Source organism: Polymorphobacter megasporae, assembly GCF_018982885.2.
Lineage (GTDB): Bacteria > Pseudomonadota > Alphaproteobacteria > Sphingomonadales > Sphingomonadaceae > Polymorphobacter_B > Polymorphobacter_B megasporae.
In genome coordinates, this window is sequence record NZ_CP081848.1 from 821,440 (window position 1) to 845,661 (window position 24,222).

Below are 24,222 nucleotides of genomic sequence, written 5' to 3' on the forward strand. Positions count from 1 at the left end.
TTAATCTGTGCGTGTGAGCCCTTCAGGCGGCGAGCCAATATAGTCGATCGGGATTTGCAACCAACAGCTTCTGCTGGAGCTGCGCACTGACCGCTATCCGCGGCACGACATCTACCAAGGCGCCGTCGTCGGGGATGTTGGTCTCCATGTTCGGATGCGGCCAGTCGGTCCCCCACAGGACGCGGTCGGGAAAGCGTTCGACGACCGGGCGGACGACCGCGACGAAATCGTCGTACGGCGCGCCGGTGACCGACAGCCGGTCGGCCCCCGACACCTTTGCCCACAAATGCGGCTGCGCATCGAGCAGCGCGACGAAGGCGCTGATGTCGGCACCTCCGGGACCCTGCCCGATGTCGGGGCGGCCGAGGTGGTCGACGACGACGACGGTCGGGATCGCGGCGAGGAACGGCGTCAATTCAACGAGCAGGTCGGCCTCGAAATAGACGACGACGTGCCAGCCGAGCGGCGCGATCCGCTGCGCCAGCGCGAGGAAGGCGTCCTTCGGCGCATGGTCGACGAGGCGCTTGAGGAAATTGAAGCGGACCCCCCGGATACCCCCGGCGTGAAGGCGGGCAAGCTCGGCGTCCGAGATCGCTGGGTCGACCACCGCGACGCCGCGCGCGGTGCCGTTCGACCGGGCGATGCCGTCGAGCGTCGCGGCGTTGTCGGTGCCGTGGCAACTCGCCTGGACGATGACGTTGCGCGCGAATCCTAGGGAGTCGCGGAGCGCGAACAGCATCTCGGGCGTCGCATCCTGCGGCAGGTATTTCGCCTTCGGGCTGAACGGGAACAGCGCCTCGGGGCCGAAGACATGGACATGCGCGTCGACCGCTCCCGGCGGCGGGGTCCACGCGGGGCGCGACGGCGCGTCGGTCCACGATTTAATCCGCGTCGAGTTATTTCCGGCAGTCATCCGAATACCGTCCCGTCCATCAACTTGCGCGCGGTCCGCAGCACCCCGGCGCTGACGACCGCGCCGTCGGAACCGGTTTCGAGGACGCAGCTCGTCTCGCCGCTCGGGTGCTCGACCGACAGCGTCTTGCTCAACCCCTCGGGGACGACCGCGACCGCGGCGGCGGGCGTGCCGGGGATCAGGCACGCGGTGGCGACGCTGACCGCGCCGAGGACGCCGATCGAGGCGTGCGCGCGCTTGGGGATGAAGCTTCGGACGGTGACCGCGCCGCCGTTCACCGGCGCGGCGACGAGCATCATCTTCGGCACCGATTTGTCGGCAACGTCGCCCAGGCTCATCATCGGCCCCGCGATCAGCCGGACCTTCTCGATCCGCGCCTTGACCGCATCGTTGGCGTCGAGCTCCTCGCGGCTCTCATAGCCGGTCGCGCCGACATCGGCGGCGGCGATGACGATGCACGGCATGCCGTTGTCGATCAGCGTGCACGCGACGCCGTCGATCGTGTCGACCGCATTGCCCGTCGGCAGCAGCGCGCCGCAGCTCGATCCGGCGGTATCGGTGAAGACCAGCGGGATCGACGCCGCGGTCCCGGGGACGCCGTCGATCCGGGCGTCGCCGGCATAGGTCACGACACCGCAGGGCGTCGCGACCGTCGCCACCGCGACCTGCCCGGTGTTGACCATGAAGATCGCGACCCGCGTCGTCTCCCCCGCCGCTGCGACAAGCCCGCGTTCGATCGCGAACGGCCCGACCCCAGCGAGTATGTTGCCGCAATTCTGCGCGTCGGTGACGATCGCCTTGTCGACGAAGACCTGGAGGAACAGATAGTCGACGTCGACGCCCAGGCGCTCCGATCGCGAGACGACTGCAACCTTACTCGTCAACGGGTCGGCCCCGCCCATGCCGTCGATCTGGCGCGGGTCGGGCGAGCCCATGACGCGAAGCAGGAAGGCGTCGCGCGTGGCGGTATCGGCGGGGAGGTCTTCGGCGAGAAAATAGCCGCCCTTCGACGTGCCGCCGCGCAGCCACATGCAGCGAACCCCGCCGGGGACCACGTCAGACATAGGTCAGCCCCAGCGCTGCGAGCTTGCCGCGCATGTCGTACATGTCGAGGCCGAGTTCGCCGCCTGCGAGCCGGGAGCGCTTGTCGCCCTCGTTCGCCTCGCGCTTCTGTGCGGCGGCGAGGACCGTCGCGGCCTGTTCGCGCGGGACGACGCACACCCCGTCGTCGTCGGCGACGATGACGTCGCCCGGCATGATCGCCGCTCCGGCGCAGACGATCGGCACGTTGACCGAGCCGAGCGAGGTCTTGATCGTCCCCTGCGCGAACACCGCCTTTGACCACACCGGAAAGCCCATCTCGGTCAGGTCGCGGATGTCACGAACCCCGGCGTCGATGATCAGGCCACGGCAGCCGCGCGCCATCGCGGAGGTCGCCAGCAGGTCGCCGAAATAGCCGTCCTCGCACGGGCTCGTCGGGCTGAGGACGATGATGTCGCCGGGCTGAACGAGTTCGATCGCGACGTGGAGCATCCAATTGTCGCCCGGCGGCGCGCTGATCGTCACCGCCGACCCGGCGATGCGGGCACCCGGGTAGATCGGCCGCAGGCGACTCGCGAGGAGCCCGGTGCGGCCCTGCGATTCGTGGACGGTGGCGACGCCGCACGCGCCGAGCGCGTCGATGACGGCGGGATCGGCGCGCTCGATGTGGCGTTTGACGAGTCCGGTCATCTGTCGCTCCATAAGAAGGCCTTCTCCGTGCCGCCGCCACGGCATGCGCCGCCAGTCACAGTTGCGGCTTTTGCATAAGTTCATGCTAATCGACAGGCATGGAGCCCGATCGACTTAACCTCCGCCACCTCGATGTCTTCGCCGCAATCGTCCGGCTCGGCAGCGTCAGCGCGGCGGCGGCGGCGGCGAACCTGACCCAGCCGGCGGTTACGCAGGGGCTCGCCCGGCTCGAACATCAGCTCGTCGTCGCGCTGTTCGACCGCCACCCCGGCGGCATGACCGCGACGGCGGCGGCGCGGGGGTTCGCCCCGCGGGTCGAGGCGGCGCTGGTCCATGTCGCGAGCCGCCGGGTGACGATGGCGCAGTTGACCGCGTTCGTCGCGGTGGCGCGGGGCGGCAGCTATGTCAGTGCGAGCGCGGCGACGGGGCTGGCGCAGCCGTCGCTCCACCGCGCGGTCCGCGACCTGTCGCTCGAGCTCGGGCGGCCACTCGTCGAGCGGCGCGGGCGCGGGCTGGTGCTGACCGCGGCGGGGCTGCGGACCGCGAGGGGGTTCCGGTTAGCGCTCGGCGAGCTTGCCGCCGGGCTTGCCGAACTCAAGGGCCTGCAAGGGCTTGCGAGCGGGCGGATCGCGATCGGGGCGATGCCGCTGGCGCGCGCGCGGGTGCTTCCGGCGATCGTCGCGGAGTACCATCGCGCCTTCCCCCACGTCGAGATCGTCATCGCCGAGGGGTCGCACGCCGAGCTGATCGAGCCGTTGCGCGACGGCGAACTCGACCTGCTGATCGGGGCGTTGCGCGATCCGGTGCCCGGTCCCGATGTCGTCCAGACGCCGCTGTTCGACGACCATCCGGTGATCATCGGGCGCGCCGGACACCCCCTCGCACATGCTCCGCACACGACCGCACAACTCGCGAACTTCGAGTGGATCGTTTCCGCACGCGGAACACCGCTCCGGACGATGTGGGAGGCGATGTTCATCCGCGCCGGGATCGCGGTGCCGCGCGTGCCGGTCGAATGCGGTTCGGTCATCCTGATCCGCGGGCTGCTCCTCGACAGCGATTGCCTGACGATGCTGTCCCCCGACCAGGTCGCGGTCGAGCTTGCGGCGGGGTTGCTCGCGACGATCGGCGGCGAGCCCGCCGGGACCGTCAGGACAATCGGCCTGACCGCGCGGACGGGGTGGATCCCGACCCCCGACCAGCGCGCGTTCATCGACCAGGCGATCGCGACGGCGGGACAGACTTCGTAGGAAGTTATATCGCCGATCGGATTGCGATTGGCTCTCGCACGCCGCAGCGAGCACCTCCATCGCCGTGGTCCCGGTCTCCCTCATCGGCTTCGGCGAAGCAGCGCAGGCGTTTGCGAGCGGTGCTGGCTGGGCGGCGCGCGGCTATGACATTGCCGACCGCAGCGCCGATTTCGCGCAGGCGGGCGTGACCGCGATGCGCGACAACGCCGCCGCGCTCGCCGATGCGTCGTTGATCCTCAGCCTCGTCACCGCCGGGTCGGCGCTCGCCGCCGCGCGCGACGCGGCTCCGCATCTCGCGCCCGGCGCTATGTGGTGCGACATGAATTCGGTGTCGCCCGCAACCAAGCGCGCCGCCGCCGCCGCGATCGATGCGGCGGGCGGGCGCTATGTCGACTGCGCAGTGATGGCCCCGGTCCACCCGAAGCGCCGCGCCGTGCCGATCTTGCTCGCCGGGGACCACGCCCCCGCCGGAGCCGAAGCGCTTGCCGCAGCTGGTTTCACCAAGGTCCGCGTCGTCGCCGGGCCGGTCGGCAATGCGGCGGCGATTAAGATGGTGCGGTCGGTGATGGTCAAGGGAATCGAGGCGCTGACCGCCGAATGCCTCCTCGCCGCGCACCGCGCCGGGGTCACCGCCGAAGTCGTCGCGTCGCTCGGCCCCGACTGGGCGGCGAAGGCCGAATACAACCTCGACCGGATGCTCGCCCACGGCACCCGCCGCGCCGACGAGATGGACGAGGTCGTCGCAACTCTCACCGATCTCGGCGTCGATCCGTTGATGAGCCGCGGCACCGCGAGACGGCAGCGCGAACTCGGCGCGATCGGAACTAACCCCGCCGGTCTCACCGCGAAGCTCGCGCTGATCGACCCCGACAAAAGGCAACGCGCCGCATGACATTGATCATCGACTGCCACGGCCATTACACGACCGCTCCCGCCGCGCACGATGCGTGGCGCAAGCAGCAGGTCGCGGCGGCGCGGGCGGGGGCCGAGGCTCCGCCGTACCCGAATATTTCCGACGACGAGCTGCGCGCGTCGGTCGAGGAGAACCAGCTCCGGCTGCTCCGCGAGCGCGGCGCCGACATGACGATCTTCAGCCCGCGCGCGTCGGTGATGGCCCCGCACGTCGGCGACGCGAGCGTGTCGCTCGCATGGACGATCGCGTGCAATAATTTGATCGCGCGGGTCGTCCGCCTTTACCCCGAAACCTTCATCGGCGTCTGCCAGCTGCCGCAGTCGCCGCATGCCGACATGACCGCGAGCATCGCCGAACTCGAACGCTGCGTCCTCGAACACGGCTTCGTCGGCTGCAACCTCAACCCCGACCCCGGCGGCGGTCATTTCACCTCGCCGCCGCTGACCGACCGGGCGTGGTATCCGTTCTACGAGAAGATGGTCGAGCTCGACGTCCCCGCGATGGTTCACGTCTCGGGGTCGTGCAATCCGGGGCTCCACGCGACCGGCGCCTATTACCTCGCCGCCGACACGATCGCCTTCATGCAGTTTCTCGAAGGCGATTTGTTCGCCGACTTTCCGACGCTCAAGTTCATCATCCCCCACGGCGGCGGCGCGGTGCCGTACCATTGGGGACGATATCGCGGCCTCGCCGACATGCTCAAGAAGCCGCGCCTCGCCGATCATGTCATGCACAACGTCTTCTTCGACACCTGCGTCTACCACCAGCCGGGCATCGACCTTTTGTTCGAGGTGATCGACCCGAAGAACATCCTGTTCGGGTCGGAGATGGTCGGCGCGGTCCGCGGGATCGATCCCGAGACCGGATATTATTTTGACGACACCAAGCGCTACGTCGACGCGCTGCCAATCGACAATGCGACCCGCCACGCGGTCTACGAGGGCAACGCCCGCCGCGTCTTCCCGCGCCTCGATGCGCAACTAAAGGCCCGCGGACAATGACGACCGATATCCACGCCTATCTCGCCGAGCTCGAGGATATCCCCGGCACGCGCGTCTTCACCGCCGCGCGCAGCCGCAAGGGCTATCACCTCAACCAGTTCTGCATGTCGTTGATGAAGGCCGACAATCGCGCGCGCTTCAAGGCCGACGAAGCGGCGTATCTCGACGACTGGCAGTTGACCCCGGCGCAGCGCAGCGCAGTCCTGACGCGCGATTACAACGCGGCGATCGACGAGGGCGGCAACATCTATTTTCTCGCCAAGATCTTCTCGACCGACGGCCAGAGCTTCGTCCAGGCGGTCAGTACGATGACCGGGGCAAGCGTCGACGCGCACAACGAAATGATGATTGCCGGTGGCCGCTCGCCCGAGGGGCTGCGGTCGAAGCGCGATGCTGCGCTCGCTGCAGTTGCTGCCGAGGCCGCCGAGACGACCGGGAGCACGATCTGATGGCCCGCCTGACCGCCGGCATCGCCGCCAGCCACATCCCCGCGATCGGCGCGGCAGTCGACAACGGCAAGACCGCCGAGCCGTATTGGGCTCCGGTGTTCGCCGGGTTCGACTGGACCAAGGCGTGGCTCAAGGCGGAAAAGCCCGACGTCGTCATCCTCGTCTACAACGACCATGCGAGCGCGTTCAGCCTCGAGATGATCCCGACCTTCGCGATCGGCTGCGCCGACAGCTTCCAGCCCGCCGACGAGGGCTGGGGCCCGCGCCCGGTCCCCGTCGTCGAGGGCCATGCCGACCTTGCGTGGCACATCGCGCAGTCGTGCATCCTCGACGAATTCGACCTGACGATCGTCAACAAGATGGACGTCGACCACGGCCTGACGGTGCCGTTGACGCTGATGTTCGGCCAGCCCGCGGCATGGCCGTGCAAGGTCATCCCGCTCGCGGTCAACGTCGTCCAGTATCCGCCGCCAACCGGCAACCGCTGCTGGCGGCTCGGCGAGGCGATCGCCCGCGCTGTCGAGTCGTACCCGGAGGATCTCAACGTCCAGATCTGGGGCACCGGCGGGATGAGCCACCAATTGCAGGGCCCGCGCGCCGGGCTGATCAACAAGACCTTCGACAACGAATTCCTCGACGACCTGACCGCCGATCCCGAGCGGCTGCGGACGATGCAGCATATCGAGTATCTGCGCGAAGCCGGGTCGGAGGGGATCGAGCTGGTGATGTGGCTGATCATGCGCGGTGCGCTCGGCACCGATATCCGCGAGCTTCACCGCTTCTACCGCGTCCCGGCGTCGAACACCGCCGTCGGCCATATGGTCCTGGAGAAGACGTCGTGAGGATCGCGCTCGCCGGGGCCGGGGCGTTCGGGGAAAAGCACCTCGACGGGCTCAAGCTGATCGACGGGGTGACGGTGACCTCGCTCGTCGGGCGGAACCTCGAGCCGACGCAGGCGATCGCGGCGAAGTACGGCATCGGCCATGCGACGACCGATCTCGCCGAAACGCTCGCGCGCGACGACGTCGACGCGGTGATCCTGTGCACCCCGACGCAGATGCACGCCGCGCAGGCGATCGCGTGCATGGACGCGGGCAAGCATGTCGAGGTCGAGATCCCGCTTGCCGACAGCCTCGCCGATGCGGAGGCGGTGCTGGCCAAGGCGCAGGCGACCGGGCTGACGTGCATGGTCGGGCACACGCGGCGGTTCAATCCGAGCCACCAGTATATCCACGGGCTGATCGCCAAGGGTGAGCTCAACCTTCAGCAACTCGACGTCCAGACGTATTTCTTCCGCCGCCGCAACATCAACGCCAAGGGCGAGGCGCGGTCGTGGACCGACCATCTGTTGTGGCACCACGCAGCGCATACCGTCGACCTGTTCGCGTATCAGGCGGGGCCGATCGTCGCCGCGAACGCGCTCGCCGGGCCGCTTCATCCCGAACTCGGCATCGCGATGGACATATCGATCCAGTTGAAGAGCGAAAGCGGCGCGATCTGCACGTTGTCGTTGAGCTTCAACAACGACGGGCCGCTCGGTACCTTCTTCCGTTACATCGGCGACACCGGGACGTGGCTCGCGCGCTACGACGACCTGTTCACCGGCAAGGACGTCCCGGTCGACGTGTCGAAGGTCGACGTCTCGGTCAACGGCATCGAGCTGCAGGACCGCGAGTTCATCGCCGCGATCCGCGAGGGCCGCGAGCCGAACAGCGGCGTCGCGCAGGTGCTGCCGTGCTACCGCGTCCTCGACGCGCTCGAAAAGCAGCTGGCGGCATCCGGCGAGCGATCGTTCGGTTGAAGACCCAGGTCGCGATCGTCGGTGCCGGTCCGGCAGGACTCCTCCTCGGCCATTCGCTGCGCCAAGCCGGGATTGCCTGCATCGTCGTCGAGCGGACCAGCCGGGCACGCGTTGAATCGCGCATCCGCGCGGGAATCCTCGAAGCGACGATGACCGACTTGCTCGCGCGGCTCGGCCTCGACGCGCGGCTCAAGGTCGAGGGCTTGCCCCACGACGGGCTCACCCTCGTCAACGACGGCGCGGTGATCCCGGTCGACATCGTCGGCTCGACCGGCAAGCACGTCACCGCCTACGGCCAGACCGAGATCACCCGCGACCTGATCGACGCCGCCCCCGCCGCCGGGCTCGACATCATCTGGGAGGCGGGCGACGTCGCGCTCCACGACGTCGACAGCGACCACCCGGCACTGACCTTCACCGTCGACGGCGTCGCGCAGACGATCGAATGCGACGTCATCGCCGGATGCGACGGCTTCCACGGTCCGTCGCGCGCGGCAATCGGCGGCACATACTGCGACCGCGCCTACCCGTTCGGCTGGCTCGGCGTCCTCGCCGACGTCGCGCCGTGCCACCACGAGGTCGTCTACGCGAGCCACGACCGCGGCTTCGCGCTCGCCTCGATGCGCTCGCCGACGCGGAGCCGCTATTACGTCCAGGTCGGCAACGACGAGCGGGTGGAGGACTGGTCCGACGACCGCTTCTGGGACGAACTCGAAACCCGGCTCGGCCCCGACATCGCGCGTGGCGTCACCCGCGGCCCGTCGATCGAGAAGTCGATTGCGCCGCTGCGCTCGTTCGTGTCGGAGCCGATGCGCCGCGGGCGGCTTTTCCTCGCCGGCGACGCCGCGCACATCGTCCCGCCGACCGGCGCGAAGGGGCTGAACCTCGCCGCGTCGGACATCGTCTATCTATCCGAGGCGCTGATCGGCTGGTTCGCGCGCGGCGACACCGCCGGGGTCGACGGTTATTCGGCGCGCGCGCTCCGCCGCATCTGGAAGACCGAGCGCTTCAGCTGGTATCTGACGTCGCTGATGCACCGCTTTCCCGACGCCGGACCGTTCGAGCGCCGGATGCAGCACGCCGAACTCGACTATATCGCGACCTCGGCGGCAGCGCAGGCAAGCATCGCCGAGAATTACGTCGGCCTGCCGCTTTGACCTTTTGCCGCAACCCTGGCGACCAAACTCGCGACTAAAGTCCGATTTGCAGCCGCGACGATCTATCCTATGTCTCATAACAATAAGATTGGGGAGTGACGATGACTCTAGCTGCATCGGTTGTTCGAGACGACACGGCTCAGGCTCCGCACGCCACCTTCGATCGTCTCAACCCCGTCGATGGCAGCGTCGCGACGACGATGCCGGCGGCGACGGTCGCCGATGCCAATGCTGCCGCCGACGCGGCAGCGGGCGCGTTCGCCGCATGGTCGGTCGTCGGCCCCAACGCCCGCCGTGCGCTGCTGATGAAGGCCGCGACGTCGCTCGAAGCACGTGCGCCGCAGTTCGTCGACGCGATGATGGGCGAGATCGGCGCGACCGAGGGCTGGGCGCGGTTCAACCTCGCGCTCGCCGCCGGCATGATCCGCGAAGCGGCGGCGCTGACGACCCAGATTTCGGGCGAGGTCATCCCGTCGGACAAGCCCGGCTGCATCGCCATGGCGCTCCGCGAACCGGTCGGGGTCGTCCTCGGCATCGCGCCGTGGAATGCGCCGATCATCCTCGGCGTCCGCGCGATCGCGGTCCCGCTCGCCTGCGGCAACACCGTCGTCCTCAAGGCGAGCGAACAGTGCCCGCGCACCCATAGCCTGATCGTCGAGGCGTTCGTCGAGGCGGGGCTGCCCGACGGCGCCGTCGGCATCGTCACCAACGCCCCCGCCGACGCCGCCGGGATCGTCGGCGCGCTGATCGACCATCCCGCGGTCCGGCGGATCAACTTCACCGGCTCGACCGCCGTCGGGAAGATCATCGCCGTGCGCGCCGCGCAGCAGCTCAAGCCCTGCCTCCTCGAACTCGGCGGCAAGGCCCCGCTGATCGTCCTCGACGACGCCGACCTCGACGAGGCGGTCAAGGCGGCGGCGTTCGGCGCGTTCATGAACTCGGGCCAGATCTGCATGTCGACCGAGCGGATCATCGTCGTCGACGCGGTCGCCGACGACTTCGTCGCACGGTTCAAGGCCAAGGTCGCGACGATGGCGGTCGGCGATCCGCGCGAGGGCAAGGCCCCGCTCGGCGCGGTGGTCGACCGCAAGACTGTTGACCATGTCGCGGGGTTGATCGACGACGCCGTCGCTGCCGGTGCAACGCTGGTCATCGGCGGCGCGAGCGATGGCGTCCTGATGCCCGCGCATGTCGTCGACCGGGTCACCCCGGCGATGGCGCTGTTCCGCGACGAAAGCTTCGGCCCGGTCGTCGGCATCACCCGCGCCAAGGACGAGGCCGAGGCGATCGTCCTCGCGAACGACACCGAATACGGCCTGTCGGCAGCGGTCTTCACCCGGGACACCGCGCGCGGACTTCGTGTTGCCCGCCAGATCAAGTCGGGGATCTGCCACGTCAACGGCGCGACCGTCCACGACGAGGCGCAGATGCCGTTCGGCGGGACCAAGGCGTCGGGCTATGGCCGCTTCGGCGGTAAAGCCGGGATCGACAGCTTCACCGAACTGCGCTGGATCACGATCGAGACGCAGCCCGGACATTATCCGATCTGACCGATCGCAATCGACAACAGGGAAACGCCATGACCGAGACCAGCAACACCGGAACCGTCACGTACGACGTCGTCGATCGCATCGCCTGGGTCCGCTTCAACCGCCCCGACAAGCGCAACTGCATGTCGCCGACGCTCAACCGCGACATGATGGCGGTGCTCGCCGAAGTCGAATTCCGCGACGACGTCGGGGTGCTCGTCCTGTCGGGCGAGGGTACCGCATGGTCGGCCGGGATGGATCTCAAGGAATATTTCCGCGAGACCGAGGCGAAGGGGCTCGGCGCGACGCGCGACGCGCAGCGCGAGGCCTATGGCTGGTGGCGCCGCCTGCGCTGGTACCAGAAGCCGACGATCGCGATGGTCAACGGCTGGTGCTTCGGCGGCGGCTATGGCCCGTTGTTCGCGTGCGACCTCGCCTTCGCCGCCGAAGAAGCGCAATTCGGCCTGTCCGAGATCAACTGGGGTATTCTCCCCGGCGGCGGCGCGACCAAGGTCGCGACCGAGCTGATGCCATTCCGCAAGGCGATGTACCACGCGATGATGGGCGAGAACGTCGACGGTAAGACGGCCGCCGAATGGGGCCTGGTTAACGAAGCGCTGCCGTTGGCGGCGTTAAAGGACCGCGTCGCCGAGGTCGCGGGTGTCCTGCTCAAGAAGAACCCGGTCGCGCTCAAGGCGACTAAGGATGCGGTCCGCCGCATCGGCGTCCTCAGCTACGACGACGCCGAGGATTACCTAATCCGCGCGCAGGAAGCGGCGAACAGCTACGACAATCACGGCCGCAAGGAAGGCATCAAGCAGTTTATCGACGACAAGACCTTCAAGCCCGGCCTTGGGGCGTACGACACCAGCAAGCAGCGCGCCTGAGTTGACGGGCGAGGAGGCGGGCGATCGTCCGCCTGTCCGCCGCAGAAAGGAGTCCGCGATGCGGATAGCCGACACCGTTCGGGGCCGACGCGGCCGTCTCCAGTCTGGCCTGATCGGCGTCGCGCTCCTGCTCGTCTCCGCTCCGGTCGCAGCGGCGGAGGCACCGGCAAATTCCGCAGCGCGGTCCGAAACGGGTGAGCTCGCCGATGGCGCAAGCTGGCGCGCGACGGTGCCGCCGAACTGGAACGGCACGCTTCTCTTGTGGTCGCATGGCTACGCCCGGACGCGTCCCGCCGCCGAGGATGCGCCGGCGGCGTCGCGCGCGGCGCTGCTTGCCGCGGGCTATGCGCTCGCGGGATCAAGTTATGCCGAGGGCGGCTGGGCGCTGGCGACGGCGATCCCCGATCAGGAAGCGACGATCACGGCGTTTGCCGAGCGATTTTCGCGACCGAAGCGGACGATCGCCTGGGGCTATTCGATGGGCGCGCTGGTGACGGTCGCGCTCGCCGAGCGACCGCGTCGCCTGATCGACGGGGCATTGCCGATGTGCGGGTCGATCGGCGGCGCGGTGGGAATGATGAACATGGCGCTCGACGGAGCGTATGCCTTCCGCACCCTGCTCGCACCCGACTCGGCGATCCGGTTGACCGGAATCGACAACGACCTCGACAACGCACACCGGGTAGCGGCGGTTCTGGCGGAAGCACAGGCAACCCCGGCGGGGCGCGCGCGCGTTGCGCTGGCGGCGGTGCTGGCGGGGCTGCCGGGCTGGACGACGCATGACGGCCCGCGCCCCGCCGACGACGACGCCGCTGCCCAGCAGGCTGAGATGGCGAAGACGTTTGCGATGGGCGCGTTCCTGCCGCGGGTCGATCAGGAGCAGCGCGCGCACGGGGTGTTCTCGTCGAACACCGGGGTCGATTACCGGGCGCAGTTGGCGCTTTCCGGGCGTCACTCGCTCGTCGCCAAGCTATACGCCGCCGCCGGTCTCGACTTGAACCGCGACCTCGACGCGCTCAATGCCGGATCGCGGGTAGCCGCCGACCCCGCCGCGACGCGCTATATGCTCGACCATTATACGCCGAACGCCCGACCCACGGTGCCGACACTCGCGGTGCAGAATATCGGCGACGGGCTGACCTCGCCGTCGCTCCAGCGCGCCTATCTCGAGGCGGCGGAACATCGCGCGCGGGGGATGACGAGCGGCCTGTGGGCGGCAGATGCGGGCCACTGCACCTTCACGACGCCGACCGTGCTCGCGTCGCTGCACCAGCTCGAGACCCGCATCGATACCGGGCGGTGGCCGGTCCGTCCCGCCGAATTCGTCGCCTACGATCCGCCGCCGATGCTGCGCCCGTGTCTCCGCGACGGGGCCTGTCGCTAGACGCGGCGCGGGGCGTCAGTCGATGCCCTTCTTGCGGACCGTCCAGGCCTTGTCGGTGCACAGGCGGCAGTCGGCGCCCTTGAACCAGTGTGCCGCCGCAGGATCATGGCGCAACTGCCAGTCGAGCCACGCGACCGCGACCTGCGCGTTGTCGCCGCCGTTCGCCAGCCCGAAGGTGCCGCCATGCCCGGTGTCGTGGCTGACGAGCATCGCCGGAACCAAGGTGATCTTGTCGTAATCGTCGCTGCCGTTGGCAAATGCGACGTCGCCGGGGCCGCCCATGACATAGAGTACCGGCGTGTGCAGCGTTTTCAGCAGCGTCTTATCGACCTTGAGCCCGGCGATCGGGTTGCCGCCATCGGTGAAGACGCCGCTATTGTGGATGATCACCGCATGGATGCGCGGGTCGGCAGCAATTTGAAGCGCTTGCAAGCCGCCGCAGCTATGGCCGGAGACCGCAACGAGTGCCGGGTCGATCCGTTGGTAGAGCGGGCTGCTTGCGCGGTTGTTCTCGGCGAGTGCCCAGTCGATCCCGGAGGCAACCTGAGCCGTGTCGGTCTTGATGCCGAGCGGCTCGGGAGCGGACCGCGCGGTGCGGGGCGGCGCGCCGGGGCCCGACAGGATTTTGCCCGGTGCGATGACGACATAGCCGTGGCTGGCGATCTCCGCGAGGTGATGCCGCGCGCTCGCGGCATCGTCGCTACACCCGCCATTGCCCCAGACGAGGACGCCGAGCTTGAGCGACCCGAGCTTGGCCGGGTCGGCGGGAAGATAGACGACGTGGTCGGGCAGGCCCGGCTCGACCGTCTTGATCGCGGGGTAGGGGCCGGTTCCCGGTGTGTCGGGCATCGCGTCCGCCGCCGCGCGCGCCACAGCCATCCGCGCCATGTCGGCAGGCGGTATGATCGGGACCGGCTGCGCACATGCCGCGCTCGTCGCCAGTGCCGACGTGACAATCAGTCGAATCCATCCCCGCATCGCGTTTCTCCGTCTTGTTATGTCGCAATACTGTTCGCCGGCTACTAGCGATGCAAGCCCTTTCATGCGCTTTCGCGGGCGATTATGCGGAAGCCGACGTCGATCGACCGTTCGGCCAGCTTGGTCCCGGCGGCGCGCAATCGCAGCACGCGGTTGACCTCGTGGGCGATGCGGGCGCCGTCGACATCGACCGAGGTGATCGTTGGGCGCATGTCGCCGGCCATTCGCAAATTCCCGAAACCTGTGACCGCGAGCTGGGCGGGTACGGCGATCCCGGCGACCTGCGCCTCGACGATCAGCCCCTGCGCGATCCAGTCCGAGCCGCAGACGACGACGTCGGGCTGAACCGCAAGATCGGCGAGACCGCGGTAGCTCAGCCGCCCCTGGCCGAAGTGGCTCGGAACGTTGACCTCGAACCGGGTCGGCGGCTCACCGCCATCGGCGATCCAGCGCTCGGCAAACGCGGCGGCGCGCCGTTCCGCCCGCGGCGAGCGCGGCACGATCAGGTGCGGCCGCCGATATCCGCGATCCCGCAGGAAACAGGCCAGCGCGTCACCGATCGCACGGTGCGAAAACCCGATTGCGATGTCGATCGGATCGTCGGGCAGGCCCCAGGTTTCGATCACCGTCACCCGGCTGGTGCGAAGCTGCGCTCGGATCGCGGCATCGGCGACGATGCCCGTCAGAATGATCGCATCGACCCGCCGCGACAGCGCCGCATTGATCTGCGCGCCGAGGCGGCCATCGGTTGTGCCGGTCAGCGCGAGGATCACGCTGTTGCCCTCGGCGGACAGCGCGTCGATCATCGCTTCCATCGTGTCGTTGAAGATCGACTGGGCGATGTCGGGGACGAGTGCCGCGATCAGCCGCGACCGGCTCGACGCGAGAGCGCCCGCGGTTAGGTTCGGTAGATAGCCGGTCGCCGCGATCGCCGCCTCGATCCGCTGGGCAGTCGCTGGCGCAACGATACCCGGCGAGTTGAAATAGCGCGAGACCGTCGCCGACGAGACATTGGCAAGGGCAGCGACCTCTTCGAGGCGAGGCACACGCGCGCGGTCGGACGGGGGCTGCATCGCCGATCAGCATAGAGCAGATAACGCGACCGCCGCAAAAATATGCTTGCAAGCGCTTACACCCTCTCGTACGGCATTGTTATGTCGAATGACTTTAACCCGATGCAGGCCGAAACCTTCGACAGCGCTCAGGTCGAATATCGCACACTGCGCGAAACATGCCCGGTCGCGCATAGCGATACCTGGGGCGGCTTCTGGGCGCTGATGAAGCACGACGATGTCGTCGCGGCCGCGTCGGACTGGCGGACATTCCAGACGTCGACGCAGAACGTCGTGCCGAAAGTCGCCTTCACCGGCCGCCGCCCGCCGCTCCATCTCGATCCGCCCGAGCACACGCCGTACCGCCGTGCGCTCGCGCCGCTGCTGACCGAAAAGCGCGTTGCCCGGCTCGAACCGGTCATGCGCGAGATCTGCCGCGGCTTGCTTGCAACGATGGTCGCGCATGGCGGCGGCGACGTCTGCGCCGACTATTCGGCGCCGATGCCGGTCGCCATTTTCGCGCACTGGATGAATCTCGACGCGGCGGCGATCGAAGCGCTGACCGATGCCGGGCGGAAGTATAATATCGCGGTCCAGTCGGCAGACCTGGTGACAACCAAGGAAACCAGCCTGCTCCTCTACGATATGGCGAGGCAGGTCGTCGCCGACCGCCGCGCCGCGCCGTTATCGGTCGACGAAGATGCCACGAGCGCGCTGCTCGCTGCCCGCGCCGACGGCGAGCCGCTCCCCGACGAGATGATCGTCGGCACGATCCGACAGGTCCTCGTCGTTGGGCTGATCGCACCAAGCGTGATGATCGGGTCGATCGCGGTCCACCTTGCGCGCGATCCGGCGCTCCAGTCGCGCCTGCGCGCCTCGCCCGACCTGCTGCCCGCCGCGATCGACGAGTTCCTCAGGCTCTACACGCCGTATCGCGGCTTTGCCCGCACCGCGATCCACGACGTCACGATCCGGGGCCGGACGATCCCCGCCGGCGAGCCGATCGCACTCGTCTATTCGTCGGCCAACCGCGATGAGGACGTCTTCGAAGCGGCCGACACGTTCCGCCTCGATCGGCCGAACATGAAGGAGTCGGTCGCGTTCGGCCGTGGCCCGCACGCCTGCGTCGGGGCGGCGCTCGCCCGCCTCGAACTGATCGTCGCGGTCGACGAACTGCTGCGGGCGGCCCCGTCGTTCGCCCTCGCGGGCGAGCCGGTGCCGACGCGGTTTCCCGAAATCGGCGCGCTGAGCGTCCCGATCACGTTCGGCGCAGCAACCGGCAGCGTGCAGTGACCGGCGTCGTCCTCGCGACCGGCGACCTCGCGATGGACCGCGCCGACTACGACGAGAGCTTCGTCGCTACGCGCGACGTGCTGTTGGCGGCGGACATCGTCTTCGGCCAGCTCGAGACGAGTTTCGCCGCGCACGGGACGCGCTTGCCGCAGGCACGGCATGCCGTCCTCGCACGGCCAGAGGGCGCAGCAGCGCTCGGGCGCGCGGGTTTCGACATCATCTCGTGCGCCGGCAACCACGTCCTCGACTGGGGCAACGAAGCCTTCGCCGAGACGCAGCGCCACTTGCGCGACGCGGGAATGCAGGTCGTCGGCGCGGGTCCGGACATCGCCGCGGCGCGGACACCCGCGCGCTTCACGCTGCCCGACGGGACGACGGTCGCCTTCCTCGCTTATTCGAGCATCCTGCCACAGGCGTATTGGGCCGACGAGCGCCGCCCCGGCTGTGCGCCGATGCGCGCCTTCACTGTCTACGAGCAGATCGAGCACGATCAGCCGGGGACGCCGCCGCGCATCCACACCTACCCCCATCGCGGCGACCTTGCGGCGATGGTGGCAGACATCCGCGCGGCCAAAGCGGCGAACGACATCGTCATCGTCTCGCAGCACTGGGGCATCCATTTCGTCCGCGCGAGCATCGCCGACTATCAGCGCGACGTCGCCCGCGCCGCCGTCGAGGCGGGGGCCGACATCATCCTCGGCGGCCACGCGCACATCCTCAAGGGCTGCGAGCTGATCGACGGCAAACCGGTATTTTACTCGCTGTGCAACTTTGCGACCGACCTGCGAATGGACCCGGCGCACGCGGCATCGGCGAGCTTCAACGAAATTCGCGCCCTTGCCGAAGTGTGGGAGCCCGACTTCGACAGCCTGTACAACTTCCCTGATGCGGCACGGGCATCGATGGTCGCGCGCTTCGAGATCGCCGAGGGCAAGGTCGTCCGCGCCGGCTTCCTGCCGCTCGACATCGGCACCGACGCGGTTCCGCGCTTCGTCGCACACGGGTCGGCGCGCCATGCCGAGATCGTCGACTATATGACCGCCGTCACCGCCGAGGCCGGGCTCAACGCCCGCTACCGCAGCGGCAACGACATGGTCGAGCTGGAGCTGGCAGCGTGACCGCGCGGCGCGCCTTCCCGCTCGAGGCGTATGTCGGCGTCTATTTCCTCGTTTATCTGCCCAACGTCATCATCACCAAGCTAATCACCAGCCTGCCGCGCGGGGCCGGCGTGCCGCCGCTGACCGGCCTCGAAACGCTGCCGGCCTCGCTGATCCTCAACGCGATCCTGACCTATCTCTTCATCTGGTTCGCGGGCTGGTACCGCGATGCGCACACCGTGACGGTGGGTGGACGCACGCTGCCGGTGCCGACCCGCTATACCGTCCTGTCGGGGATCGGCACCGCTCTGATCCTGTTTACCGTGCCGCTGTCGTTTACCTTCAAGGGCGTCAGCATCCCGTTTATCCAGCTGCTCATGCGCGGAGACATCCTGATCATCGCGCCGCTGGTCGACCTCATCTATGGCCGCCGCGTCCGGTGGTGGAGCTGGACCGCGCTCGGCCTCGTCGCGCTCGCGCTGGCGATCACGCTCCACGCGCGCGGCGGGCTCAATCTGCCGCCGTTGGCGATCCTGACCGTCGTCCTGTACACGCTCGGCTACTTCATCCGCCTCGCGGTGATGACCCGTGTCGCCAAGACCGGCGAACCGGCGTCGGTCCGCCGTTACTTCGTCGAGGAGAAGCTGGTCGCGCTGCCGTTGTCGGTCGCGCTGCTTGCGGCGGTCTCGGCGTCGGGCATCGGCGGCCAATCGGGCGAACTCGGCTTCGGCTTCATCACGATCTGGAGCGATCCGGTGATGGTCTGGATCGGCCTGATCGCGGTGACGCTGACGGCGATTTCGATCTTCTCGGCGATCATCCTGCTCGATGTCCGCGAGAACGCCTATTGCGTCCCGCTCGAACGCGCGTCGAGCCTGCTCGCCGGCATCGCCGGATCGATCCTCCTCGCCTGGGGCTGGGGCCTGCGGATGCCCAGTCCCGCCGAACTCACCGGCGCGGTCATTTTGATCGCCGCAATCGTGCTGCTGTCGGTCGCGCCACGGTTCGGCGCCGCCGGGCGGCGAGCGCTCGCCGAAGCTCAGTAACACCTTTTCATCGGAATCACCGCCGCAGTGTCCGCAGAGACGCACCGGCTCAGCACAAGGGGAGTGACATGCATCACAGTCTGCAAACGCATCGGACGGCAACGATCGCCGGAAGCGCCTTGGCGTTAGTTTTCGCGGCACCGGGTTTCGGCCAGACCGCCGAGCCGCGCGACCAGGCGGTCGCGGCCACTCCCTCAACAACAGCCGCCGCGGCCGCCCCCGACACGAGCGCTGCCGACGCCGATATCGTCGTCACCGGCAGCCGTATTCGCGGAGTCACCGCGACCGGATCGAACGTCATCGCGATCGACCAGGCCAAAATCGCCGAGGAGCCGGTGATCTCGACCAACGATCTCCTCCGCCGCCTGCCGCAGGTCGTTGGCCTCGGGACCAACCGCAACGGCGGCTCGGCACAGAACGGGCAAGCCAATGCGACCAGCGGGGCGGGTATCAACCTTCGCGGGATCGGCACCAACGCGACACTGCTGCTGTACGACGGCAAGCGCTTCCCGCCGCAGGGCACACAGGGCCAGTACACCGATCCGGCAGTCCTGCCGTCGATCGCCCTCGAACGCGTCGAGGTCGTCGCCGACGGCGCGTCGGCGATTTACGGATCCGACGCGATCGCCGGAGTGGTCAACTTCATCCTGCGCAAGAAGGTCGACGGCGCCGAGTTCCGCCTGCGCAGCGGACTGACCGAAGGCGGCTATAACGAGCAGCAGGCGGCTGGCATCGTCGGCAAGACCTGGGCGACCGGCTCGGCGATGCTCGCGGGCGAATATACTCGCAACGACGCACTGATCGGCGGCGACCTGCCCTTCTACCAGGACAATAATGTCAATCGCGGCGGGCGCGACCTGCGGACGACATTCTGCAATCCGGGAACGATTACCGCAGGTGGCAGCACCTATGCGATCCCCACCGGCGGCGTGACGCGCGCGAATGTCGGTTCGCTGGTCGCCGGGACCGCCAACCGCTGCTTCTACAATACCAACGACGCGGTCATCCCCCAGCAGCAGCGCGCCAGCCTCGTCGGCAACGTCAGCCAGCAGATCGGCGATCGGGTAAGACTGTTCGCCGATGGATATTACTCGTACCGCGAAGGCATCTCGCTGGGGACGGGAGACACGTTCACCGCGACGGTCCGCAACACCAATCCTTTCTTTGTTTCGCCCGTCCCGGGTCTGACGTCCGAGACGGTAAATTATTCGCTGCTTCCCGAGCTCGGTGCAGACCGCAATCCGTACCACAGCTATTCGTGGAACCTGTCGGGCGGCGTCGAAGCCAAGCTGTTCAGCGACTGGGTGGCGACGGCCTATTATGCGCACGGCGAGTCGAAGGATATCGCCGATCGCCGTCTCGGGGTGAACTCCGCAGCGCTCGCGACCGCGCTCGCCGACACCAACCCGGCCACCGCGCTCAACGTCTTCGGCGGCCCGAACAATCCGGCGACGCTCCGGCGCATCAACGACAACTATTTCATCATCGCCGGTGCCACCCGGCTCGATGTCGGTAACGTCCAGCTCGCCGGATCGCTGTTCAGCCTGCCCGGCGGCAACGTCCGCGTTGCAGTCGGCGGGGAGTACCGCAAGGAATACACCTTCACCGACCTAACCGTCGGCACCAGCACGGCACAGGCCCATATCCGCGACGCGGGGACGCGCAACGTCAAGGCGGCGTTCGGCGAGTTATACGTGCCGATCTTCGCCGGACCGAACGCGATCGACGGCATCCAGGAACTGTCGCTCTCGCTCGCCGGGCGCTACGAACATTACAGCGACTTCGGCGATACAACCAATCCCAAGGTTGGCGTGACCTACAAGCCGATTGCCGGCGTCACCTTCCGCGGCAGTTATGGCACGTCGTTCCGCGCGCCGACCTTCACCGAGGTCTCGACCGTCGCGGGCGGTGCCGGGCTGTATTACGACACGCTGCCCGGTCCCAACGGCAACCTGACCGGCATCGGCATCGCGGGCGGCAATCCGCAGCTCAAGCCCGAAACCGCAACGACCTATTCGGGCGGGATCGAGATCGCGCCGGTCCGCTTCCCCGGCCTCGTCGCGACGGCGAGCTATTTCCACATCGACTATAAGAACCAGATCCAGGCGCTGCGCGGCACTGCGGGCATCCTGACCAACCCGATCTATGCGTCGTTCGTGACGCTCAACCCGACGGCGGCGCAGGTCAACGCGCTGGTCACCTCGGGCCTGCCGATCAACAGCGCGATCAACACGTCGGCGGTATCGTTCATCGTCGATGGCCGCCGCCAGAACCTCGGCTCGTCGCTCGTCGGCGGCATCGACTTCGGGCTCAACTACGACTGGACGATTGGCAATGCGAAGGTCGATGCCGGGGTCCAGGGTAGTTATTTCACCGAATACAAGTTCCGGGCGGTCCCCGGTGCGCCGCAGATCGACGTGAGCAACACGATCAACTTCCCGCAGAAGTTCCGCATGCAGGCCGATGTCGGAGTCAAGCTCGACAAGCTTCATGGCCGCGTCACGGTCAACCACCTGTCGGGGTATCGCAACACGACGGTAACACCGAACCAGACGGTCAGCGCTTATGACACGGTCGACCTTTACGTCGGCCTCGACGTGACGCGCCAGCTCACCCTGTCGGTCGATGTACGCAACCTGTTCGACCGCAACCCGCCGTTCGTCGATACGACGCGCGGCTACGACCCGCAGTCGGCCAACCCGGTTCCGCGGCTCATCAGCGTGACGGCGGGGGTCAAGTTCTGATGCGCTGGCCGCTGGCGTTTACCCTCGCGGCCAGTGCCGCGGCGTGGGCGCCAGCGGCTGCGGCGCACGATTGCACCGCGCTGGCCGGGCCGCATCCCGGAGGGGTCATCATCACTGCGGCGCAGTCGATCGTGCCCGAGCCGTCGGGATGGCAGCCCGACACCACGAGCTCCTATCGCCCGCTCCCGGTCACCGTGCCTCTCTGCCGGATCGAGGGGACGATCGAGGGCAACATCGGCTTCGAACTATGGCTTCCTGCTCCCGAAAAGTGGAACGGACGCCTGCTCGGCGCAGGTGTCGGCGGCGACGCCGGGGTCTATAATTACACCGACATGAGTCGCCGGATCGGCGAAGGGTTCGCCACGGTGACGACCGACAGCGGGCATAAATCGACCCAGGCACGGTGGATGGCCGATGCCAAAGCGCGCGTCGACTACGAACATCGCGCAACGCATTTGACCGCGCTCGCCGCGAAGGCGCTAGCGGCGGACTATTACGCCAAGGCTCCCGACAGGAGCTATTTCCTCGGCTGTTCGGGCGGCGGGCGGCAGGCCCTCAAGGAAATGCAGCTCTATGCCGGCGACTATGACGGCGTCGTCGCTGGAGCGCCGGGGCCGTATATGCCGCTGATCTCGGTAAGAATGATGTGGTTCTCACTGCTCCAGAAGAAGAACCCTGCGGGGGCGCTGACTGATGCCGACTGGGCGCTTTACGAGCGGAGTGCGAATGCGGCGTGCGATGGCAACGACGGCGTCCGTGATGGCATCGTAGAGAATCCGCTCGCGTGCCGCTTCACCCCGGCAGAGCTCAAATGCGCTGAAGGTCAGGCGACGGCCTGCCTGTCGCCCGCCAACGTGGCGATGCTGACCGAGATTGTTGCACCGATGCGCAACGAAACTGGACGCATTATGGACCATGGGCTGCTGCCCGGCGTCCGCACCCGGCCGGGACCGCCGTCGCCTTTGCTCCGCGCGATGTGGGCCGATGCGGTATACGACGATCCAGCCTGGGATGAGAACAGCTTTCGCCGGACCGCCGACCTCGACAAGGCCAATGCGATCATGCCCGAACTGCGCGCGGATAGTACCGCTATCGCGCCATTCATAAAGCGCGGCGGCAAGGCGCTGATCTATCAGGGATGGCAGGACCCGTCGGTGATCGCGGGACCAACGATCGACTATTATCGCGAACTGGAGGCGGCGCAGGGCGGTGCGGCGGAGCTCGCGAAATCGGTTCGACTGATGATGGTCCCGGGCATGTACCACTGCCATGGCGGCCCGGGAGCCGACGAGTTCGGTGGATCGGGGCAGATCTCCACGCCCGCCAACCCGTCGCGCGATATCCTGTGGGCGGTGATCGACTGGGTCGAGCACGACCGCGCGCCCGACCGTATCGTCGCCGCCAAGATCGCGCACGGCGACGTCGTCCTGACGCGCGCATTGTGCCTATTCCCGCAGTCAGCCCATTATGACGGCGTCGGACCGCAAGACAGTGCCGCGTCGTTCGCGTGCCGCATCGATCCGTTGCTCGCGACAGCTCGATAATGCTCAGCGACTCGCTGTGCCGACATATCGCCGAAACGGCTTTCGAGGCGATCCCACCTGCCGCACTGGCCAATACGCGGCTGGCATTGCTCGACGCTATCGGTGTCATGCTTGCCGCTAGCGAGATGAGTCCCGAAGCCGCGCCATTCACTGCGCTGGCGATGGCCTCGGGTACGGGTCCGGCGACTCTGCTTGGCCGGAATGAACGGACATCGCCTGCGCTGGCGGCGTTCGCCAATGGCGCCTTGGCACACGCGCTCGATTTCGAGGACACGTTCGACGCCGCGCCATGCCATCCGAATGCGGCGTTGGTGCCGGCGGTGCTCGCGCTGGCCTCGACGCGCGCGACGACCGGACGCGAACTGCTAACCGCGATGGCGATCGGCTGCGATCTGACATGCCGGATTGCGTCGTCGCTTACGCGTCCGATGACCGGCTGGTATCCGCCCCCGATCCTCGGCGCTTTCGGCGCGACGGCGGCAACGGCGCGGATCATCGGCCTAGACGCTGCGGCAACACGCGGCGCGTTGTCGCTCGTCTTGTGCCAGGCAACCGCGCCCGCCGAAATCAAATACAGCACCAGCACGACGATTCGGGCGATCCGTGAAGCATTCCCGGCGCAGGCGGCTGTCGTTTCGGCGCAGCTTGCGCGCGACGGTGTCGTCGGATTTGAAACGCCCTTCGAGGGAGAGGGTGGCTTTTTTCAGATATTCGCCGGCGGCGGCTACGATCCGGAGGTGCTCACCGACCGGCTCGGCACATATTTCCACGGAGCGGAACTGACGTTCAAACGCTGGCCCGCGTGCCGCGGCACCCACGCCTATATCGAAGCGGCATTGCGGCTGCGCGAGGCACCGGGCTTCGACTGGCGGCGGATCACCAGCGCGACTGTCGTCGTCGGCGAGGTCCAGCAGATGCTTGTCATGCCGGCCGAGCGGAAAAGGGCTCCGACGACGTCGATCGATGCGAAGTTCAGCATTTTCTTCACCGTTGCGCTGGCACTCGTCAGGGGCGAGGTCGGGCTCGACGACTTCGACGCCGCGTCGCGCGGCAACGCCGACGTCCTCGCCATGGCGGCACGAATGTCGGCGAGATTCGACCCTGCCGCCATCCCTACGGCGATCGGCGGTATCGTCGAGATCGTATTCGACGACGGTCGAGCAGTTGAGGCCGCCGTCCCGATCGCCCTCGGTCATCCAACCCGTTCGATACCGGTGTCGGATATGGTCGAGAAGTTCGTGGCATGCGCTGAACGCGCATCGGTGCCCTGGACACGTGCGGCGGCGGGGCTGCTCGCGCACAGGTTGCTGACGATCGACGACTGCGACGATATTTCCGGACTTTTCCAACCAGCGGTGTGACCCGGCCGCGCGACTGTTCGCCGCCACGCTGGTCTCATGCACTTACAGCTTGGATACAACTGCACTCCGCAAGTACAGGGGCGCAGAAGACC

21 protein-coding genes are annotated in these 24,222 nt (G+C 67.7%); 16 read left to right on the forward strand and 5 right to left on the reverse strand.

What is annotated here, in order from left to right; genetic code table 11:
• Positions 1-22: 22 nt before the first annotated feature.
• Genes KTC28_RS03795 through KTC28_RS03805 form a run of 3 tightly spaced genes read right to left on the reverse strand, consistent with a single transcriptional unit; the run spans position 23 to position 2,644 of the window.
• The gene (locus KTC28_RS03795; RefSeq protein WP_216710226.1) at positions 23-913 is read right to left on the reverse strand and encodes an amidohydrolase family protein; all 891 of its coding nucleotides are present in this window, start codon (positions 911-913) and stop codon (positions 23-25) included.
• On the reverse strand, positions 910-1,977 hold the full coding sequence (locus KTC28_RS03800; RefSeq protein ID WP_255602246.1) for a 4-oxalomesaconate tautomerase: 1,068 nt from the start codon (positions 1,975-1,977) through the stop codon (positions 910-912). Before KTC28_RS03800 ends, KTC28_RS03795 begins: the two co-directional genes overlap by 4 nt.
• A complete protein-coding gene (locus KTC28_RS03805; RefSeq protein WP_216710227.1) occupies positions 1,970-2,644 on the reverse strand; it encodes a 4-carboxy-4-hydroxy-2-oxoadipate aldolase/oxaloacetate decarboxylase in 675 nt (224 codons plus the stop codon). Before KTC28_RS03805 ends, KTC28_RS03800 begins: the two co-directional genes overlap by 8 nt.
• Positions 2,645-2,742: 98 nt before the next feature.
• Between KTC28_RS03805 and KTC28_RS03810 the strand changes: the two genes are divergently transcribed.
• The 10 genes from KTC28_RS03810 (at position 2,743) to KTC28_RS03855 (ending at position 13,015) form a co-directional block, all read left to right on the forward strand.
• Positions 2,743-3,894, forward strand: a complete 1,152-nt coding sequence (locus tag KTC28_RS03810; RefSeq protein WP_216710228.1) for a LysR family transcriptional regulator — start codon at positions 2,743-2,745, stop codon at positions 3,892-3,894.
• A 64-nt stretch (positions 3,895-3,958) separates the two neighbouring features.
• Positions 3,959-4,786, forward strand: coding sequence for an NAD(P)-dependent oxidoreductase (locus tag KTC28_RS03815; protein WP_216710229.1), 828 nt, complete (start codon positions 3,959-3,961; stop codon positions 4,784-4,786).
• The gene (locus tag KTC28_RS03820; RefSeq protein ID WP_216710230.1) at positions 4,783-5,808 is read left to right on the forward strand and encodes an amidohydrolase family protein; all 1,026 of its coding nucleotides are present in this window, start codon (positions 4,783-4,785) and stop codon (positions 5,806-5,808) included. Before KTC28_RS03815 ends, KTC28_RS03820 begins: the two co-directional genes overlap by 4 nt.
• Positions 5,805-6,257, forward strand: a complete 453-nt coding sequence (gene ligA / locus KTC28_RS03825) for a protocatechuate 4,5-dioxygenase subunit alpha (protein ID WP_216710231.1) — start codon at positions 5,805-5,807, stop codon at positions 6,255-6,257. The genes KTC28_RS03820 and ligA overlap by 4 nt, the downstream gene beginning before the upstream one ends.
• Positions 6,257-7,099 (forward strand): class III extradiol dioxygenase subunit beta, encoded by an 843-nt coding sequence (locus KTC28_RS03830; RefSeq protein ID WP_216710232.1) that lies wholly within the window; start codon positions 6,257-6,259, stop codon positions 7,097-7,099. The genes ligA and KTC28_RS03830 overlap by 1 nt, the downstream gene beginning before the upstream one ends.
• A complete protein-coding gene (locus KTC28_RS03835) occupies positions 7,096-8,058 on the forward strand; it encodes a Gfo/Idh/MocA family oxidoreductase (RefSeq protein WP_216710233.1) in 963 nt (320 codons plus the stop codon). The genes KTC28_RS03830 and KTC28_RS03835 overlap by 4 nt, the downstream gene beginning before the upstream one ends.
• Positions 8,055-9,215 (forward strand): 4-hydroxybenzoate 3-monooxygenase, encoded by a 1,161-nt coding sequence (gene pobA, locus KTC28_RS03840; RefSeq protein ID WP_216710234.1) that lies wholly within the window; start codon positions 8,055-8,057, stop codon positions 9,213-9,215. The genes KTC28_RS03835 and pobA overlap by 4 nt, the downstream gene beginning before the upstream one ends.
• A 101-nt stretch (positions 9,216-9,316) precedes the next feature.
• Positions 9,317-10,765, forward strand: a complete 1,449-nt coding sequence (locus KTC28_RS03845; RefSeq protein WP_216710235.1) for an aldehyde dehydrogenase — start codon at positions 9,317-9,319, stop codon at positions 10,763-10,765.
• Positions 10,766-10,794: 29 nt separating this feature from the next.
• Positions 10,795-11,631 carry a p-hydroxycinnamoyl CoA hydratase/lyase gene (locus KTC28_RS03850; protein WP_216710236.1) on the forward strand — a complete coding sequence of 279 codons (837 nt, stop codon included), beginning with the start codon at positions 10,795-10,797 and terminating at the stop codon, positions 11,629-11,631.
• A 58-nt stretch (positions 11,632-11,689) separates the two neighbouring features.
• Positions 11,690-13,015 (forward strand): alpha/beta hydrolase, encoded by a 1,326-nt coding sequence (locus KTC28_RS03855; protein ID WP_216710237.1) that lies wholly within the window; start codon positions 11,690-11,692, stop codon positions 13,013-13,015.
• Between the two features lie 15 nt (positions 13,016-13,030).
• Here the strand turns inward: KTC28_RS03855 and KTC28_RS03860 are convergent, their stop codons facing one another.
• Both KTC28_RS03860 and KTC28_RS03865 read right to left on the reverse strand, forming a co-directional pair.
• Positions 13,031-13,993: an alpha/beta hydrolase gene (locus KTC28_RS03860; protein ID WP_255602248.1), complete on the reverse strand. Its 963-nt coding sequence runs from the start codon at positions 13,991-13,993 to the stop codon at positions 13,031-13,033.
• A 62-nt stretch (positions 13,994-14,055) separates the two neighbouring features.
• Positions 14,056-15,039, reverse strand: coding sequence for a LacI family DNA-binding transcriptional regulator (locus KTC28_RS03865; protein ID WP_255602249.1), 984 nt, complete (start codon positions 15,037-15,039; stop codon positions 14,056-14,058).
• A gap of 108 nt (positions 15,040-15,147) precedes the next feature.
• Here KTC28_RS03865 and KTC28_RS03870 point away from each other — a divergent pair, with 108 nt between their 5' ends.
• The 6 genes from KTC28_RS03870 to KTC28_RS03895 all read left to right on the forward strand — a co-directional run bounded on the left by KTC28_RS03870 (position 15,148) and on the right by KTC28_RS03895 (position 24,130).
• Complete coding sequence (locus tag KTC28_RS03870) at positions 15,148-16,338, forward strand: cytochrome P450 (RefSeq protein WP_216710239.1); 1,191 nt, start codon at positions 15,148-15,150, stop codon at positions 16,336-16,338.
• Positions 16,335-17,456, forward strand: a complete 1,122-nt coding sequence (locus KTC28_RS03875; protein WP_216710240.1) for a CapA family protein — start codon at positions 16,335-16,337, stop codon at positions 17,454-17,456. The genes KTC28_RS03870 and KTC28_RS03875 overlap by 4 nt, the downstream gene beginning before the upstream one ends.
• On the forward strand, positions 17,453-18,481 hold the full coding sequence (locus KTC28_RS03880; RefSeq protein ID WP_216710241.1) for a hypothetical protein: 1,029 nt from the start codon (positions 17,453-17,455) through the stop codon (positions 18,479-18,481). The genes KTC28_RS03875 and KTC28_RS03880 overlap by 4 nt, the downstream gene beginning before the upstream one ends.
• Before the next feature lie 68 nt (positions 18,482-18,549).
• Positions 18,550-21,225 (forward strand): TonB-dependent receptor, encoded by a 2,676-nt coding sequence (locus tag KTC28_RS03885; protein ID WP_216710242.1) that lies wholly within the window; start codon positions 18,550-18,552, stop codon positions 21,223-21,225.
• Positions 21,225-22,769: a tannase/feruloyl esterase family alpha/beta hydrolase gene (locus KTC28_RS03890; protein WP_216710243.1), complete on the forward strand. Its 1,545-nt coding sequence runs from the start codon at positions 21,225-21,227 to the stop codon at positions 22,767-22,769. Before KTC28_RS03885 ends, KTC28_RS03890 begins: the two co-directional genes overlap by 1 nt.
• Positions 22,769-24,130: an MmgE/PrpD family protein gene (locus KTC28_RS03895; RefSeq protein WP_255602250.1), complete on the forward strand. Its 1,362-nt coding sequence runs from the start codon at positions 22,769-22,771 to the stop codon at positions 24,128-24,130. The genes KTC28_RS03890 and KTC28_RS03895 overlap by 1 nt, the downstream gene beginning before the upstream one ends.
• Positions 24,131-24,222 lie beyond the last annotated feature (92 nt).

What these genes read in the sequence shown, in the direction of transcription:
- KTC28_RS03795 (WP_216710226.1), bottom strand. Translation starts at nt 913, where the DNA reads ATGACTGCCGGAAATAACTCGACGCGGATTAAATCGTGGACCGACGCG.
- KTC28_RS03800 (WP_255602246.1), bottom strand. Translation starts at nt 1,977, where the DNA reads ATGTCTGACGTGGTCCCCGGCGGGGTTCGCTGCATGTGGCTGCGCGGC.
- KTC28_RS03805 (WP_216710227.1), bottom strand. Translation starts at nt 2,644, where the DNA reads ATGACCGGACTCGTCAAACGCCACATCGAGCGCGCCGATCCCGCCGTC.
- KTC28_RS03810 (WP_216710228.1), top strand. Translation starts at nt 2,743, where the DNA reads ATGGAGCCCGATCGACTTAACCTCCGCCACCTCGATGTCTTCGCCGCA.
- KTC28_RS03820 (WP_216710230.1), top strand. Translation starts at nt 4,783, where the DNA reads ATGACATTGATCATCGACTGCCACGGCCATTACACGACCGCTCCCGCC.
- ligA (WP_216710231.1), top strand. Translation starts at nt 5,805, where the DNA reads ATGACGACCGATATCCACGCCTATCTCGCCGAGCTCGAGGATATCCCC.
- KTC28_RS03830 (WP_216710232.1), top strand. Translation starts at nt 6,257, where the DNA reads ATGGCCCGCCTGACCGCCGGCATCGCCGCCAGCCACATCCCCGCGATC.
- KTC28_RS03845 (WP_216710235.1), top strand. Translation starts at nt 9,317, where the DNA reads ATGACTCTAGCTGCATCGGTTGTTCGAGACGACACGGCTCAGGCTCCG.
- KTC28_RS03850 (WP_216710236.1), top strand. Translation starts at nt 10,795, where the DNA reads ATGACCGAGACCAGCAACACCGGAACCGTCACGTACGACGTCGTCGAT.
- KTC28_RS03855 (WP_216710237.1), top strand. Translation starts at nt 11,690, where the DNA reads ATGCGGATAGCCGACACCGTTCGGGGCCGACGCGGCCGTCTCCAGTCT.
- KTC28_RS03860 (WP_255602248.1), bottom strand. Translation starts at nt 13,993, where the DNA reads ATGCGGGGATGGATTCGACTGATTGTCACGTCGGCACTGGCGACGAGC.
- KTC28_RS03870 (WP_216710239.1), top strand. Translation starts at nt 15,148, where the DNA reads ATGTCGAATGACTTTAACCCGATGCAGGCCGAAACCTTCGACAGCGCT.
- KTC28_RS03885 (WP_216710242.1), top strand. Translation starts at nt 18,550, where the DNA reads ATGCATCACAGTCTGCAAACGCATCGGACGGCAACGATCGCCGGAAGC.
- KTC28_RS03890 (WP_216710243.1), top strand. Translation starts at nt 21,225, where the DNA reads ATGCGCTGGCCGCTGGCGTTTACCCTCGCGGCCAGTGCCGCGGCGTGG.
- KTC28_RS03895 (WP_255602250.1), top strand. Translation starts at nt 22,769, where the DNA reads ATGCTCAGCGACTCGCTGTGCCGACATATCGCCGAAACGGCTTTCGAG.